General features: G+C 71.0%; 11 protein-coding genes and 1 other RNA gene. 6 read left to right on the top strand and 6 right to left on the bottom strand.

Annotated elements, in window-relative coordinates; genetic code table 11:
• The first annotated feature begins 17 nt into the window (after positions 1 to 17).
• A complete protein-coding gene (smpB, locus tag L3078_RS18105; protein WP_239760365.1) occupies positions 18 to 560 on the top strand; it encodes an SsrA-binding protein SmpB in 543 nt (180 codons plus the stop codon).
• Between the two features lie 99 nt (positions 561 to 659).
• Positions 660 to 1047, top strand: a transfer-messenger RNA (tmRNA) gene (ssrA, locus tag L3078_RS18100).
• A 55-nt stretch (positions 1048 to 1102) separates the two neighbouring features.
• Here ssrA and L3078_RS18095 read toward each other — a convergent pair.
• From L3078_RS18095 to L3078_RS18070, 6 genes are all read right to left on the bottom strand, one after another.
• Positions 1103 to 2116 carry a LacI family DNA-binding transcriptional regulator gene (locus tag L3078_RS18095; RefSeq protein ID WP_239754854.1) on the bottom strand — a complete coding sequence of 338 codons (1014 nt, stop codon included), beginning with the start codon at positions 2114 to 2116 and terminating at the stop codon, positions 1103 to 1105.
• Entirely contained in the window at positions 2113 to 4398 is a 2286-nt protein-coding gene (gene yicI / locus L3078_RS18090; RefSeq protein ID WP_239754851.1) for an alpha-xylosidase, read from the bottom strand. The genes L3078_RS18095 and yicI overlap by 4 nt, the downstream gene beginning before the upstream one ends.
• Before the next feature lie 27 nt (positions 4399 to 4425).
• Positions 4426 to 5250 carry a carbohydrate ABC transporter permease gene (locus L3078_RS18085; RefSeq protein ID WP_239754850.1) on the bottom strand — a complete coding sequence of 275 codons (825 nt, stop codon included), beginning with the start codon at positions 5248 to 5250 and terminating at the stop codon, positions 4426 to 4428.
• Complete coding sequence (locus L3078_RS18080; RefSeq protein ID WP_239754849.1) at positions 5247 to 6200, bottom strand: carbohydrate ABC transporter permease; 954 nt, start codon at positions 6198 to 6200, stop codon at positions 5247 to 5249. Before L3078_RS18080 ends, L3078_RS18085 begins: the two co-directional genes overlap by 4 nt.
• Positions 6197 to 7495: an ABC transporter substrate-binding protein gene (locus L3078_RS18075; protein WP_239754848.1), complete on the bottom strand. Its 1299-nt coding sequence runs from the start codon at positions 7493 to 7495 to the stop codon at positions 6197 to 6199. The genes L3078_RS18080 and L3078_RS18075 overlap by 4 nt, the downstream gene beginning before the upstream one ends.
• Positions 7496 to 7608: 113 nt before the next feature.
• Positions 7609 to 9000 (bottom strand): MFS transporter, encoded by a 1392-nt coding sequence (locus tag L3078_RS18070; protein WP_239754847.1) that lies wholly within the window; start codon positions 8998 to 9000, stop codon positions 7609 to 7611.
• Between the two features lie 84 nt (positions 9001 to 9084).
• Here L3078_RS18070 and L3078_RS18065 point away from each other — a divergent pair, with 84 nt between their 5' ends.
• From L3078_RS18065 to L3078_RS18050, 4 genes are all read left to right on the top strand, one after another.
• Positions 9085 to 10059: a LysR family transcriptional regulator gene (locus L3078_RS18065; protein ID WP_239754846.1), complete on the top strand. Its 975-nt coding sequence runs from the start codon at positions 9085 to 9087 to the stop codon at positions 10057 to 10059.
• Between the two features lie 160 nt (positions 10060 to 10219).
• Positions 10220 to 11206 (top strand): hypothetical protein, encoded by a 987-nt coding sequence (locus L3078_RS18060; RefSeq protein ID WP_239754845.1) that lies wholly within the window; start codon positions 10220 to 10222, stop codon positions 11204 to 11206.
• Entirely contained in the window at positions 11206 to 13512 is a 2307-nt protein-coding gene (locus tag L3078_RS18055) for a bifunctional polysaccharide deacetylase/glycosyltransferase family 2 protein (protein ID WP_239754844.1), read from the top strand. The genes L3078_RS18060 and L3078_RS18055 overlap by 1 nt, the downstream gene beginning before the upstream one ends.
• On the top strand, positions 13509 to 14750 hold the full coding sequence (locus L3078_RS18050) for an acyltransferase family protein (RefSeq protein WP_239754842.1): 1242 nt from the start codon (positions 13509 to 13511) through the stop codon (positions 14748 to 14750). The genes L3078_RS18055 and L3078_RS18050 overlap by 4 nt, the downstream gene beginning before the upstream one ends.
• Positions 14751 to 14837: the final 87 nt, after the last annotated feature.

The raw sequence follows: 14837 nt of genomic DNA, 5'->3' as shown, positions 1-14837 counted from the left end.
GCACTATGAGCAAGGGAATGTACGTACCGAAGGAGTCCCAGCCCAAGCAGGGCGGGGCGGCCGCCAAAGCCAGGGACGGCGAGAAGGGCGGCAAGAAGAAGATCGTCGCCCAGAACAAGAAGGCCCGGCACGACTACGCGATCATCGACACCTACGAGGCCGGTCTCGTCCTCATGGGGACCGAGGTCAAGTCGCTGCGCGAGGGCCGGACGTCACTGGCCGACGGCTTCGTCCAGATCGACCGGGGTGAGGCGTGGCTGCACAACGCCCACATCCCCGAGTACCACCAGGGCAGCTGGACCAACCACTCCGCGCGCCGCAAGCGGAAGCTGCTGCTGCACCGCGAGGAGATCGACAAGCTGGAGTCCAAGGCGCAGGAGACGGGCCACACGATCGTGCCCCTCGCCCTGTACTTCAAGGACGGCCGGGCCAAGGCCGAGATCGCGCTCGCGCGAGGCAAGAAGGAGTACGACAAGCGGCAGACGCTGCGGGAGAAGCAGGACCGGCGCGAGTCGGACCGGGCGATCGCGGCGGCGAAGCGGAAGCAGCGGGGCCAGTAGGGCGAGACCGCCGGGAATACGGTGGCACGCCCTCCCGTTGGTCACGTACGATGGTGTCAACACCGGCCGCGGCCGGTGTGCGCATTGAAAACACAACATGGGGATGATCGGTTTCGACAGCGGCTGTTGAGGCAGGGGAAGCGTGTCGAGGAAGCGGCAATGATCTCGTTAACCATATGTCGCAACCAATAATCGCCAACACCAAGCGCGATTCCCAGACCTTCGCTCTCGCTGCCTAATAAGCAGTGACTGAAGGTCCCTAATGGGTGTCAGCCCGGGAGCGTTCCCGACCCGGATCCTGGCATAATCTAGGGAACTAAACCATCGAGCCCGGTCACGGGGTTCGATGGGAAATCAAACAGTGACTGGGCCCGTCGGCGACTTGTTCGCGTGATCGCCGGGGCCGAGAAAATCACAGCGAACTGCACACGGAGAAGCCCTGATTTAGCACCGTTGGACGCGGGTTCGATTCCCGCCATCTCCACAATTCCCATGTGGGCGAAAGCCCCGCTGCGCCACAGCAGCGGGGCTTTCGTCATGTCTCAGGCGGTCACCCGGCGGGCCGTGCTCGCCCGGACGGTCAGCCGGGGCGGGAGCAGGGTGGCCTCGGGAACGGGCGTGCCGGAGAGCTTCCGCATCAGCAGGGCCACCGCCTGCTCGCCCACCTCCGCCGCCGGGATGGCGATCGAGGTGACGGGCACGGGGAGGCCCGCGGCGACGTCGTCCGGGCAGAGCGCCGTGATCGAGAGGTCGGTGGGGATCCGCAGGCCGAGGTGCTCGAACGCGTCGACCAGCGGTTCCAGGACCGCCTCGTTGTGGATCACCACGCCAGTGAGGGCCGGTTGTTCGCGCAGGAGGCGTTCCGCGACCGCGCGGGCCGCCGCCGGGGTCGCCTCGCAGGGGTGGACCGTGGAGGCCATGCCGTTGCGGGTGGCGGCCGAGGTGAAGCCCTGGACGACACGCTGCGCGAACGACGTCTGGCGGACGTAGACCTCGGGCGGGGAGCCGATCAGGCCGACCACGCGATGGCCCAGACCGGCCAGATGCTCCACGCAGAGTTCGCCCGCCGTCCTGAAGTCCAGGTCGATGCAGGTCAGACCGGAGGGGTCGGCGGGAAAGCCGATCAGGACCGAGGGGCGGTCCAGCGTGCGCAGCAACGGCAGCCGCGGGTCGTGGAGTTGGACGTCCATCACGATCAACGCGTCCACCAGGGCCGAGTCCGCCACCCGCAGCAGGCCCTCCTCGCCCTCCTCCTGCGTCAACAGCAGGACGTCGTGGTCGTGTGCGCGGGCCGCCGTGACCGCCGAGACGGCGAACCGCATGACCACCGGCACATGGATCCCGGCCCGTAACGGCACCACCATCGCCAGCACCTTCGACTTGCTGCTGGCCAGGGCGCGGGCACCCGCGTGCGGGCGGTAGCCGAGCTCGCGGATGGACGCCTCGACCCGTGCCCGGGTCTCCGCCGAGATCGGGCGCTTGCCGCTCAGCGCGTACGACACGGTGCTCGGGGAGACGCCCGCGTGCCGGGCCACGTCCGTGATCTTCACGGTCACCTCGTCCTCGTTCCCGGGGGAGCGGACTCCCCGTCCAGATCCATCGTCAGGAACCCCGTGCCCGCCTCCGCCCGGACCTCGCGCCCGTGCGCCGCCAGCCCCCAGGGCGCCCTCGGATCGGCGCAGGACGCCCGCAGCACGTTCCCCTCCCGGACGACGGTGAACGTCACCCCGCCCACCGGGACCGTCACCCGGTCGCCGTGGTCGAGGCCGTACGCGCGCAGGGTGACCCCGTCGGCGTGGTCGTAGTCCGGGCGGTCCACCGTCGCGCCGACCGGGACGACCGCGCCCGGACGGACCAGGAGGGGCACGCTGAGGAAGTCGTGGCGTTCGCGGACCCAGCGGGGGCCGGTGACCGTGCCGCCGTCGGGGAAGCGGGTCCAGGTGCCCTTGGGGACGTAGTACGTGACGTCGCCCTCGTCGCTGAAGACGGGGGCCACGAGGAGGTCGGGGCCGAGCATGTACTGGCGTTCCAGATGCGCGCAGCCCGGGTCGTCCGGGAACTCCAGCACCATCGCCCGCATCATCGGCACCCCCTCGGTGTGGGCGGTGCGCGCCGCTTCGTGGAGGTAGGGCATGAGGCTGAGCTTGAGCTGGGTGAACTCGCGGAGCACGTCGACCGATTCGTCGTCGAAGAGCCAGGGGACCCGGTACGACGACGAGCCGTGCAGCCGGCTGTGGGAGGAGAGCAGGCCGAAGGCGATCCACCGTTTGAACAGGGCCGGTGAGGGGGTGCCCTCGAAGCCGCCGATGTCGTGGCTCCAGTAGCCGAAGCCCGACAGGCCGAGCGACAGGCCACCGCGCAGGGACTCGGCCATCGACTCGTACGTGGACTCGCAGTCGCCGCCCCAGTGGACGGGGAAGCGCTGGCCGCCGACCGTCGCCGAGCGGGCGAAGAGGACCGCCTCGCCCTCGCCCCGGTGTTTGCGCAGGACGTCGAAGACGGTGCGGTTGTAGAGCTGGGTGTAGTAGTTGTGCATCCGCTCCGGGTCCGAGCCGTCGGACCAGACCACGTCCAGGGGCACCCGCTCGCCGAAGTCGGTCTTGAAGCAGTCGACGCCCTGGGCGAGCAGCGCCTCCAGCTTCGAGGCGTACCACTCGCGGGCCGCCGGGTTGGTGAAGTCCACCAGCGCCATGCCGGGCTGCCACAGGTCCCACTGCCAGACGCTGCCGTCCGGCCGGCGCAGGAGGTGGCCGAGGGCCTTGCCCTCCGCGAAGAGCGGGGAGCGCTGGGCGATGTACGGGTTGATCCAGACGCTGATTCTGAGGCCCCGGCGTTTGAGGCGGGCCAGCATGCCCTCCGGGTCGGGGAAGACCCGGGTGTCCCACGCGAAGTCGCACCACTGGAACTCGCGCATCCAGAAGCAGTCGAAGTGGAAGACGGACAGCGGCAGCCGGCGCTCCCGCATGCCCTCGATGAACGAGGTCACCGTCTCCTCGTCGTAGGAGGTGGTGAAGGACGTCGACAGCCACAGGCCGAACGACCAGGCGGGCGGCAGGGCCGGGCGGCCGGTGAGGGCCGTGTACTTGCGGAGGATGTCCTTCGGGGTGGGGCCGTAGATGACGTAGTACGTGAGCTGCTGGGTCTCCGCGCTGAACTGGACCCTCGACACCACCTCCGAGGCGACCTCGAAGGACACCTTGCCCGGGTGGTCGACGAAGACGCCGTAGCCCGCGTCGGTGAGATAGAACGGCACGTTCTTGTACGCCTGTTCGGTGGCCGTGCCGCCGTCCGCGTTCCAGATGTCGACGACCTGGCCGTTCTTGACCAGCGGGCCGAAGCGTTCGCCGAGGCCGTAGACGGAGGTGCCGACGCCCAGGTTGAGCTGTTCGCGGAGGTGGTGGGCGCCGGACGCCTCGCGCATGATGCCCATCGACTTGGGGCCGCTGGAGGTGAGCGTGCGGCCGTGGGCGAGGAAGTCGACCTGCCAGGGGCCGCCGCGCGCGATCCGGACCGACAGCTCTCCGGCGGTGAGGGTGGCGTGCTCGTCGTCGGAGGAGATGTGCGGGGTGAACTCCTCGGTGGTCAGCTCGAATCGGGGGCCGCGTGGCTGTTCGCCCTCGAAGTGGGTGAACGTGACACCGATGACGTCGGGCATCGGGGCGTGGGCGCTGATCGTCACGACCGGTCCCTTCAGCAGGTCGCCGCGGTGGCGGACGGGCTGGGTCGGGGCGTGCAGCTCCAGGGCGCCGCCGTCCGTGGCGGTGACGTCGAGGACCTCGGCCGGATGCGCGGCGGTGACTCCCTCGCGGAGCAACCAGTAGCCGTCGGTGAACTTCATGTGGGGGCGATCTCCTTACGTCACGGCCTACTTCACGGCTCCCACGGCGATGCCGCGGGTGAGCGTGCGCTGGAAGAGGAGGAAGAACACGAGGGCGGGGAGCAGTCCGAGCAGGGCGGCCGCGTTGGTCATCGTGGCGTCCATGAGGCGCTGGCCCTGGAGGACGCCGAGGGCCACGGACACGGTCTGGTTGTCGTTGGAGATCAGCATGACCAGGGGGAGCAGGAACTCGTTCCAGGTCCAGATGAAGAAGAAGACCAGGAGCACCCCCAGGGTCGGGCGGCTCACGGGGACGACGATCCGCCACAGCACCTGCCACTTGGTCGCGCCGTCGATCCGGGCCGCCTCGACGATCTCGCGGGGGAACTGCCCGAGGACCGAGGCGAGGAGGTAGGTGCCGAAGGCCGCCTGGATCACCGTGAAGACGATGATCACGCTGAGCCTGGTGTCGTAGAGGCCGACCTCCTTGCTCAGGTAGTAGACCGGGTAGACCAGCGCCTCCTGCGGGAGCACGTTCGCGAGGACGAAGAAGGCGAGGACCCAGGTCCGGCCCCTGACGCGGCCGATGCCGATCGCGTACGCGTTCAGGACGGACAGGACCACGGCGAGCACCGCCACCGAGCCGCTGATCAGCACCGAGTTGACGAGCTTGCGGCCGAAGTCGACGCGCTCCCAGAAGTCCCGCACGCCGTCCGTGTAGAAGCCCTCGGGGAGGCTGAGCGGGCCGTTCTGGGCGTACTCCGCCGGGGACTTGACCGCGTTGAGCGCGACGATCAGGAACGGCACGGTCATGAACAGGGCCGCGACGCACAGGGCGATGAGCACCGGGTAGCGGCGCAGGGCGGTGGTCATCGGTCGGTCCTCTCCTGGAGCTTCAGGCCGACCAGGGCCAGGGCGAGGACGAGCACGGTCAGGACGGTGGAGATCGCCGCGCCGTAGCCGACCTGGGTCTTCTCGAAGAACGTGGTGAAGGAGAAGTACGACGGCACGTCCGTCGCGCCTCCGGGGCCGCCCTTGGTCAGGACGTACACCGCGCCGAACACCTTCAGCGCGGCGATCGTGCACCAGAGGAGGACCACGTGGATCTCGGGGCGGATCTGCGGCAGCGTGATGTGCAGGAAGCGGCGCCACCAGCCGGCGCCGTCCAGTTCGGCCGCCTCGTACAGCGCCGGGTCGACGCGTTGCAGGCCCGCCATGAAGACGACCAGCGGGAAGCCGAGCTGCACCCACACCATCACGGCCATGACGGTGTAGAGGGCGAGGTCCGGGTCGCCGAGCCAGTCCTGCTGCCAACCGCCGAGCCCGACCGCCTTCAGCAGCTCGTTCAGGGAGCCGTTTTCCGGGGCGAGGATCCAGCTCCAGACGATGCCGGCGACCGCGATCGGCAGCACCTGCGGGAGGTAGAAGCAGGCGCGCAGCACGGCGGTGACCCGGCCGCCGAAGTGCTTGCCGACGAAGTCGAACAGGGCGGCCGCCAGCACCAGCCCGAGCGCGGTCGGCACGGCGGCCATGGCGACCACCATGAACAGGCTGTGCCGGAACGACGCCCAGAAGTCCTCGTCGCCGACCAGCTCCCGGTAGTTGGCGAGACCGGACCACTCGGGGCTGCCCACCCCCTGCCAGTCGGTGAAGCTCACCCCCGTGTTCATCAGGAACGGGACCACGACGACGGCGAGGAACGCGAGGGCGCCCGGGAGGAGGAACAGGGCGTAGGAGTCGCCGGGGCGGCGCGGCCGGTGGCGGGAGCGGCCGGCCGGGCGCTTCGCACCGGCCGCCGCCCCCCGTTCGACGGTCACCGTCATCGCTTCGGCGCGTCCTTCTCGTACGCCTCCCCGATGGCGTCCAGGTAGGCGTCCGGGTCCGCGCTGCCCGTGATCAGCTTCTGGGTCTCGGAGACGAGGACGTCGTAGAAGCCGGGGACGGGCCAGTCGGGGTAGAAGGCCAGCGCGTCCTTCTCGGCGAGGGCGTTGAAGTCGGCGATCAGCTCCTTGGCCCGCGGGTCGGTGACGGCGTCCGGGTCGGCGGCCACCGGGACCCCGCCCTCGTTGCCCAGCAGATTCTGGATCTTCTCCGACATGGTGATGTCGATGAAGTCGTAGGCGAGTTCCTTGTTCTTCGCGCCCTCGGGGACGACCCAGAGGTTGCCGCCCGAGCCGAGCGTGAGGTCGGTGCCGGGCCACGGGAAGGTGCCCCAGTCGAACTTGTTCTCCGCCTGGAAGCGGCCGTACCACCAGCTCCCCGAGAACAGGATCGGCGCCTTGCCCTGGATGAACGAGACGCCCGCGTCCTCGGACTTCGTGCCCGTCGACTTCTCGCTGATGTACCCCTTCTCCACCCAGTCGGCGAAGGTCCGCGCCCCGTACGTCCACGCGGCGTCGTGGAAGTCCACCTCGCCCCGGTACAGCTCGAAGGCGTCGACCCAGGCACGGTCCGCCTTGCTCAGCGCCAGCTGGTACAGGTACTGCTGCGCCATGTACTCGGCGCCGGCGTTGGCCAGCGGGGTGATGCCCGCCTTCACGAACTCGTCCATGGCGGCGGTGAGTTCGGCGAACGTGGTCGGCTCGGCGATGCCGTGCTCGGCGAAGAGGTCCTTGTTGTAGAAGACCATCGTGTACTCGGCGTAGTTCGGCACGCCGTACCACTTGCCGGAGCCCATGACCCCGTCCTCGTCGTACTGGCTGGTGGTACGGACCCCCGCGCCGATCTTCTTGTCCCAGCCGCGCGCGGTGACCTCAGGGGTGAGGTCGGTCAGCAGGCCCTGCTTGGAGAGGAGCCCGGCCGTCGCGTTGCCCTTGTTGTACTCCATCAGGTCCGGCGCGTCGGAGGAGTTGAGGACCATCGGGGCGGTCTTGCGGATCTGTTCGAAACCCTTCTCCTCGAACTCGACCTCGACGCCCGGATGGGTCTTCTCGAACTCCTCGATCGCCGCGTTCCAGGCCACGCCCATCGCGCTGTCGGGGCCCTCGTAGTGCCAGAGGCGGAGCGTCTTCCCGTCCCCGCCACCGTCGCCGTCCGAACCGCCGCAGGAGGCCAGGAGCAGGGCCCCGCTCAGGGCCGCCGCCGCGACCGCCGTCATACGCCTTCGTGCCGCCCACATCCCGCGCCTCCAGGGGAGTCGGATGGATCTCGGACTCGTGGATCGTCGAACGGTGCAGTCGAATCGCTTCGACGAATGACGTCGAAGCGCTTCGACGGAAGGTAAGGGTGGGCTCAGAGCGCGTCAATGGGTGCGCGGGAATTCGGCCGGATCACCGCGACCAGCAGGGCCAGGGCCGCCGCGGCCACCGGCACCGCGAAGCCGACCGTGTCGGAGGCCGGGCCGGCGCCCGCCGCCGGGGCGTGTTCCACGACCCAGCCGCCCAGGGCCGAGCCGCCCGCTATCCCGCCGAGCAGACCGGTGACGGCGAGGGTCATGCCCTCGTTCAACTGGCCCCGCGGGGTGCGGTGCTGGACCAGGGCCATGGCGGTGACCATCGTGGGGGCGGTGGCCATACCGGCGAGCAGGAGGGCCGGGGCGAGGAACAGCAGGGACCCGGTGGCGACGGCGGAGAGCCAGGGCAGCGCCATCAGGACGGCCATCGCGGCCAGGCAGCGGCGGAAACGGCGCTCCGCCGGGCCCGTCACCCGCAGCGCGCCGTAGGCCAGCCCCGCCGCGCAGGAGCCGGCCGCCTGGAGGCCGAGGATCACCCCCGCCGAGGAGGCGTGGCCCCGGGCGTCCGCGTAGGCGATGGTGACGACCTCCAGGGAGCCGAAGACCGCGCCGGTGGCGAGGAAGACGGCGAGGAGCGGGGGGATGCCGGGGGCGCGCAGGGGGGACTTCGCGGTCGTACGGCCGGTGGGGGGCGGCTCCGTGGCGCGTTGGGCGGCGAAGAACAGGACGCCCGTCATGCAGAGCAGACCGCCGACCAGGGTGCCGGCCTCGGCGAACAGCGTCGTGCAGAGGAAGGCGGCGACGACCGGGCCGATCATGAAGCAGAGCTCGTCCGCCGCCTGTTCGAAGGAGTTGGCGGTGTGCAGCGCGGCCGGGTCGTCCTTGAGGAGGTGCGCCCAGCGGGCGCGGGACATGCCGCCCGTGTTGGGGACCGTGGCGGTGGCCGCGTAGGAGGCGAACAGGGTCCAGGCCGGGGCGTTCCAGTGGACGCAGGCGATCAGGAAGAGGGCACCGAGGAGGGCGACGGCGGTGGCGGGTACGGCGATCCTGGCCTGGCCGTGGCGGTCCACGAGGCGGGCGGTCCAGGGGGCGACCAGGGCGGTGGCGGCGAGGCCGGTGGCGACGACGGCGCCGGCGAGGGCGTAGGAGCCGTGGGCGCCGGCGATCATGAGGATCGCGCTCACGCTGAACATGCCCATGGGGAGGCGGGCGAGGAGGGCGGCTGCGGCGAAGCCGCGGGTGCCGGGGCGCTGGAAGAGGGCGCGGTAGGGGGCCGGGGTGTGTGTTTCGTCGGCGGGTGCGGGTGGGTGGGGGTTCTCGCGCAGTTCCCCGCGCCCCTTTCGGGGCGCGGTTCCTGGGCGGCGACGAGAAGAGAAGTCGGCTGCCACCAGGGTGTCCGCGGTGACGGTGAGCAGGGGCATGTGGGGGTGGTCGGGGTCGTGTCTCGGCATGTGACTCACCGTCGCCCGTTCCTTGATCCACCGTCCAACACCTGCTCCGTCGCCATTCACGCGCTTCGGTTGTAGATTCGCCGGATGTCCGCTGCCCCGTACGCCGTCGATCCTCGGCTTCTGCGTGGGTTCCTCGCCGTCGCCGAGGAACTGCACTTCACCCGGGCCGCCGCTCGGCTCTACGTCGCCCAGCAGGCACTCAGCCGGGATGTGCGGCGGCTGGAGCGGGAGTTGGGGGTGGAGTTGTTCGTGCGCAGTACCCGGCAGGTGGCGTTGACGGCGGACGGGGAGCGGCTGGTGCCCCACGCGCGGCGGGTGCTGGAGGCGCAGGAGGAGCTGGTGGCCGCGTTCCGGCAGGTGCGGCCCCTCCTGGTGGACCTCAACTCGCCGGGGCTGGCCACCGGGGCACGGGTGCTGCGGCGAGCCCGGGAACTCGCGCCGGAGCTGGAGCTGATGGCCCGCTACGAGAGCGGGCTGACCCATGCGGCGGCCGAGATCCTGGCGGGGCGCCTCGACGTGTCGTTCGGGAGGTTCGCGGGGCTCGACCCCGCGGTGCGGGCGCGGCTCGCCCAGCAGCCGGTGCGGTACGCGCCGATGACGGTGATCCTGCCCGAGGACCACCGGCTGGCCGCGCTGGACGCCGTACCGCTGGCGGAACTCGCGGGCGAGCGGGTCTACGCGGGGGCCGGCAACCCCCGTACGCGGGAGTGGACGGACCTGGCGGCGCGGCTGTTCGAGGGGCGGGGGATCGAGGTCGCGGCGCCCGCCCCGCTGGCCGTGGGGGAGGAGGAGTTCCAGCGGATCATGGCCAAGACCAGGTCACCGGTGCTGGCGGTGGTGGACTTCCCGCCCATGCCGGGCACGGTCGCGCGGCCGCTCGTCGACCCCGTACCGCTGTCGCCCGTCTCGCTGGTGTGGCGCGAAGGGCTCAACCATCCGGGGCTGGACGCGTTGCGGCGGGCCGCCGCCGAGCTGGCGCGGGCGGAAGTATGGCTGTCACATCCGGAGGACGGGTGGATTCCGCCCACAGATGCACTCATCATGATGACCTTCACCTGACGTCACACACATACACATCTTTCCCGCCCATACATTCGTTGGCCCGGGTGCGTGTGATGGGTGGGGCGCCCCGGATCGGGTGGGGGCCCGGTCCGGTACAGGAAAGTGCGACAGTCCGGCATCGACCACGCGCTCGGAACGATCCCGTGGGGGGAAGTGCGTGCACGTCGACAACTGGCCCAAGGGCATTCAGCCGAAGCGGACCGAGGGCGAGGGCCCGGGTCCGGGCCGTGGTGGTAGTGACAGCGGTGCGTCGGACCAGGTGGTCTGGCCCGACGCCGCCGGCAGAACGGGAGCGGTCTCCCAGGTGGAGGCGGCGCCCTGGGAGCGGCCCGACCAGCCCGGCCGCAACCACGATCCGCACGAGGTGACCGTCCAACTCGACGGTGTCGGGCGCGAGGTGGAGGAAGGAACCGGCAAGCACGCCGGGAAGAACGGGGACGCGGCGGGAGCCGCCCAGGACTCCGACGGGCCCGTCTTCGTCGACGAGTCGGGGCGGCGCCGCAACCTCTACCGTCGCCTCGGCATCGCCGTCGGCACCGCCTGCGCCGCGTACGCCGTGGTCATCGTCGGCACCCTGGTGTCGGGCAACTCCGACGCGCCCTGGCTGCCGGTGCCGATGCAGAAGGACGACAAGCCGGCGGGCAAGGTGGACACACCTCCGCTGCCGGCCGAGTCGGACGACCGGGCCGACACGGCGGACGGCTTCGTCCCGGACTCCGGTCCGGGCGGCGGCCGCGCGGGAGCGACGGTCTCGCCCGGCGGCAAGTCGCCGACCGGCGCGGCGGGCCGGGCGAAGCGGCCGGAGTCGTCCGCCGGCGCCGAGCCCTCGGCCGAGCCCAGCGCCGGAGTGGTGCCCCGGCCGAAGCCGAGCACCAGCGCCAAGGACCCCGAGCCGTCCGCCTCCGCCTCCGAGCCGCCGAAGGTCGACCCCAGCCCTTCGGGCTCGCCGTCGCCCTCGCCCTCGGACACCACCGACCCCGGACCCGCCCCGGACGGCGGCGGCACGGACACCGTCGCGGGCGGCCCCGCCTCCCCGGCGCCCGTCGAGCCGGCCCCGGCGACCTCGGACAGCTCACAGAGCCCGCAGGAGCCGGCGGGCCCGCAGGACCCGCAGGGACCGCAGAACCCGGAGACACCCGCCTGATGACCCGCTCCCAGCGCGGCGGCACGCCCTCGCGTGCCGCCCGGCGCCCCACCCGCTCCTCGCCGTCCTCGAACCCGGATTCGACTGACCCTGTCGACACCACCGGGAACGGCGCCGCGAAGCGTGCGCGCAAGAGCCCGAAGAAGCGTTCCGGGCGGCGGCTGCCGCTGCGCTACCTGCTGCCCTGTGTGCTGCTCCTCGCCCTGATGGCCATGCTCATGCTGCGCGGATACGTGCACAGCGAGATCCTCGCGGACCACCGGGTCCGGCCGCCCGTCTCGAACGACCGGGTGCCGAAGGAGATACTGAAGGGCGGGCCCGTCATCGACACCCGCTCGGAGCGCCTGCGCAGCCTGGACGTCCCCGACTACGAACTGGTCCTGACGTTCGACGACGGGCCGGACCCCCGGTGGACCCCCAAGGTCCTCGACATGCTGAGGAAGCACGACGCCAAGGCCGTCTTCTTCATCACCGGCACCATGGCCTCCCGCTACCCCGACCTGGTCCAGCGCATGGTCGACGAGGGCCACGAGATCGGGCTGCACACCTTCAACCACCCGGACCTCTCGCTGCAGAGCAAGGACCGCGTCGACTGGGAGCTCTCCCAGAACCAGCTGGCGCTCGCGGGCGCCGCCGGCATCCGCACCTCGCTGTTCCGGCCGCCGTACTCGTCGTTCTCGGAGCGCATGGACAACCGGACCTGGCCGGTGACGCGGTACATCGGCAGCCGCGGTTACATCACCGTCGTCAGCGACACCGACAGCCAGGACTGGAAGCGGCCCGGCGTCGCCGAGATCATCCGCCGGTCCACGCCCGAGCGCGGCGAGGGCGCGGTCGTGCTGATGCACGACTCCGGCGGCGACCGCTCGCAGACCGTCGCCGCACTGGACCGCTACATTCCCCAACTCCAGGTCAAGGGCTACAAGTTCGACACCCTGACCGGCGCCCTGAGGGCCCCCAGCGCCCACACCCCGGTCACCGGCCTCGGCCTGGCGAAGGGCAAGGTCTGGGTCACCCTGGTACAGGTCTCGGAGAAGACCACGAGCGTCCTCGTCGTCGCCCTCGCGGTCGTCGGTGTCCTCGTCCTCGCCCGCTTCGGGCTGATGCTGATCCTGTCGATCGCGCACGCCCGCAAGGTCCGCCGCCGCGGCTTCCGCTGGGGCCCGGGCGGGCCGGTCACGGAACCCGTCTCGGTGCTCGTCCCCGCGTACAACGAGGCCAAGTGCATCGAGAAGACGGTCCGTTCCCTGGTGGCGAGCGACCACCCCATCGAGGTGCTGGTCATCGACGACGGCTCCAGCGACGGCACGGCCGGCATCGTCGAGGAACTCGGCAAGGACCTGCCGGGCGTCCGCGTCGTACGGCAGCTCAACGCGGGCAAGCCCGCCGCCCTCAATCGGGGCATCGCCAACGCCCGGCACGAGATCATCGTCATGATGGACGGCGACACGGTCTTCGAACCGTCCACCGTCCGCGAACTGGTCCAGCCCTTCGCCGACCCCCGCGTCGGCGCGGTCGCGGGCAACGCCAAGGTCGGCAACCGGGACACCCTCATCGGCGCCTGGCAGCACATCGAGTACGTGATGGGCTTCAACCTCGACCGCCGGATGTACGACATCCTGCGCTGCATGCCGACGATCCCCGGCGCGGTCGGGGCGTTCCGCCGCACGGCCCTCGAACGGGTCGGCGGGATGAGCGAGGACACCCTCGCCGAGGACACCGACATCACCATGGCCATGCACCGCGACGGCTGGCACGTCGTCTACGCCGAGAACGCGCGCGCCTGGACCGAGGCCCCGGAATCCGTGCAGCAGCTGTGGTCCCAGCGCTACCGCTGGTCGTACGGCACCATGCAGGCGATCTGGAAGCACCGTGGCTCCCTCTTCGACCGGGGCCCCTCCGGCCGCTTCGGCCGCGTGGGCATGCCGCTGGTGTCGCTCTTCATGGTCGTCGCGCCCCTGCTGGCCCCGCTCATCGACGTGTTCCTGCTCTACGGGCTGATCTTCGGGCCCACGGAGAAGACGATCGGCGCCTGGCTGGGCGTCCTGGCCGTCCAGGTGGTCTGCGCCGCCCTGGCGTTCCACCTCGACAAGGAGCGCATGACCCACCTGATCTCCCTCCCGCTCCAGCAGCTCCTCTACCGCCAGCTCATGTACGTCGTCCTGCTCCAGTCGTGGATCACGGCGCTGACCGGCGGCCGGCTGCGCTGGCAGAAGCTGCGGCGGACGGGGGCCGTCGGCCTGCCCGGTGCCCCGGAGGGGGCCGTGCCCCAGCAGCAGTCGGGGGAGCGGAGGCCGGTCGGATGAGCACCCTCGCACACGGCTCCACGCCACCGGACGCGACGCCGCCCGGTTCCACGCCGCCCGGTTCCACGGCACCGGGCGTGCCCCCGCAGTCCGACGGAGGACCGCGGGACCCGGCCGCCCGCGCCCCGGGCCGGGACCGCTACTTCGACCTCCTGCGGGCCCTCGCCCTCTTCCGGGTGGTGCTCTACCACCTCACCGGCTGGGCCTGGCTGCCGCTCCTCTTCCCGTCCATGGGCGTGATGTTCGCCCTCGCCGGCAACCTCATGGCGCGCTCGCTGAAGCGCCCGGCCCTGGGTGTCGTCCGGGGCCGTCTGCGCCGACTGCTGCCGCCGGTCTGGCTCCTGGGGGTCGTCGGCGTGACGGGGATGGTGGCCCAGGGCTGGGGGCCGGACGCGGACGGGCACCCCGCCTGGTGGTGGTTCCACCTCACGTTCTGGATCCTCCCGATCAGCGACCCGCCGTACGCCGAGGGCCTCCCCGGAGTCCACGGCCTCATCGGCGCCGACTGGGCCGGGGAACTCGCCGGCCCGCTCTGGTACGTCCGCGCCTACCTCTGGTACGTCGTCCTCTCCCCGCTGCTGCTCCGCGCGCTGCGGGCGGCGCCGGCGGTGACGGTCCTCGCGCCGATCGCGCTGGCCGGGGTGCTCGAACTGGGCCTGCTGGAACTGCCGGGCGAGCGGTTCTCCTCGGGGCTGACGGACTTCAGCACCTTCGGCGCCTGCTGGATCCTCGGCATGGCTCAACAGGAGGGCATCCTCGCGCGCCTCCCGCGCTACCTCGTCCCCTCCGTGGCCCCGGTGGTCGCCCTGACCGGCCTCTGGTACGCCCTGAACCGCGACTTCGGCACCGGCAACGACCTGGACAGCATGCCGTTCGCCCAGGCGCTCTGGTCCGTCGGCACGGTCGCGCTGCTGCTGCACATCAGCCCGTCGTGGCAGGAGTGGCCGGACCGGCTGCGCCGCTGGGGCGGGCTGATCGCCCTCCTCAACGCCCGTGCGGTGACGATCTACCTCTGGCACAACACCTGCATCCTGATCGCCGCGACCCAGTGGGACCGGCTGTGGAACGTGGTGTTCCTCGAACAGAACACCCCCTGGCTGCTGGAGAGCGTCTGGCCCGTGCTGGTCGTGACCTGGCTGCTGATCGCCGTCTGTGTGGTCGCCTTCGGCTGGGCGGAGGACCTGGCGGCCGGGCGCAGGCCGCGGTGGTGGCCGACGGGTCGTGTACTGACCCGGTAACCAACCGGGATACGCACTTGCGTACGACTGACCGGGTGTTGGATGTTGGGCTCGCTTGAGGCAGGTGTTCCTCGCACTGCTCGCCTC

The organism is Streptomyces deccanensis (assembly GCF_022385335.1).
Classification (GTDB): Bacteria; Actinomycetota; Actinomycetes; order Streptomycetales; family Streptomycetaceae; genus Streptomyces; species Streptomyces deccanensis.
The sequence above is the reverse complement of the archived record's forward strand: the minus strand, read 5'-3'. Positions and strand labels throughout refer to the sequence as shown.

Coding starts and splice junctions, on each gene's coding strand:
- smpB (WP_239760365.1), top strand. CDS start 18: ATGTACGTACCGAAGGAGTCCCAGCCCAAGCAGGGCGGGGCGGCCGCC.
- yicI (WP_239754851.1), bottom strand. CDS start 4,398: ATGAAGTTCACCGACGGCTACTGGTTGCTCCGCGAGGGAGTCACCGCC.
- L3078_RS18085 (WP_239754850.1), bottom strand. CDS start 5,250: ATGACCACCGCCCTGCGCCGCTACCCGGTGCTCATCGCCCTGTGCGTC.
- L3078_RS18080 (WP_239754849.1), bottom strand. CDS start 6,200: ATGACGGTGACCGTCGAACGGGGGGCGGCGGCCGGTGCGAAGCGCCCG.
- L3078_RS18075 (WP_239754848.1), bottom strand. CDS start 7,495: ATGTGGGCGGCACGAAGGCGTATGACGGCGGTCGCGGCGGCGGCCCTG.
- L3078_RS18070 (WP_239754847.1), bottom strand. CDS start 9,000: ATGCCGAGACACGACCCCGACCACCCCCACATGCCCCTGCTCACCGTC.
- L3078_RS18065 (WP_239754846.1), top strand. CDS start 9,085: ATGTCCGCTGCCCCGTACGCCGTCGATCCTCGGCTTCTGCGTGGGTTC.
- L3078_RS18055 (WP_239754844.1), top strand. CDS start 11,206: ATGACCCGCTCCCAGCGCGGCGGCACGCCCTCGCGTGCCGCCCGGCGC.
- L3078_RS18050 (WP_239754842.1), top strand. CDS start 13,509: ATGAGCACCCTCGCACACGGCTCCACGCCACCGGACGCGACGCCGCCC.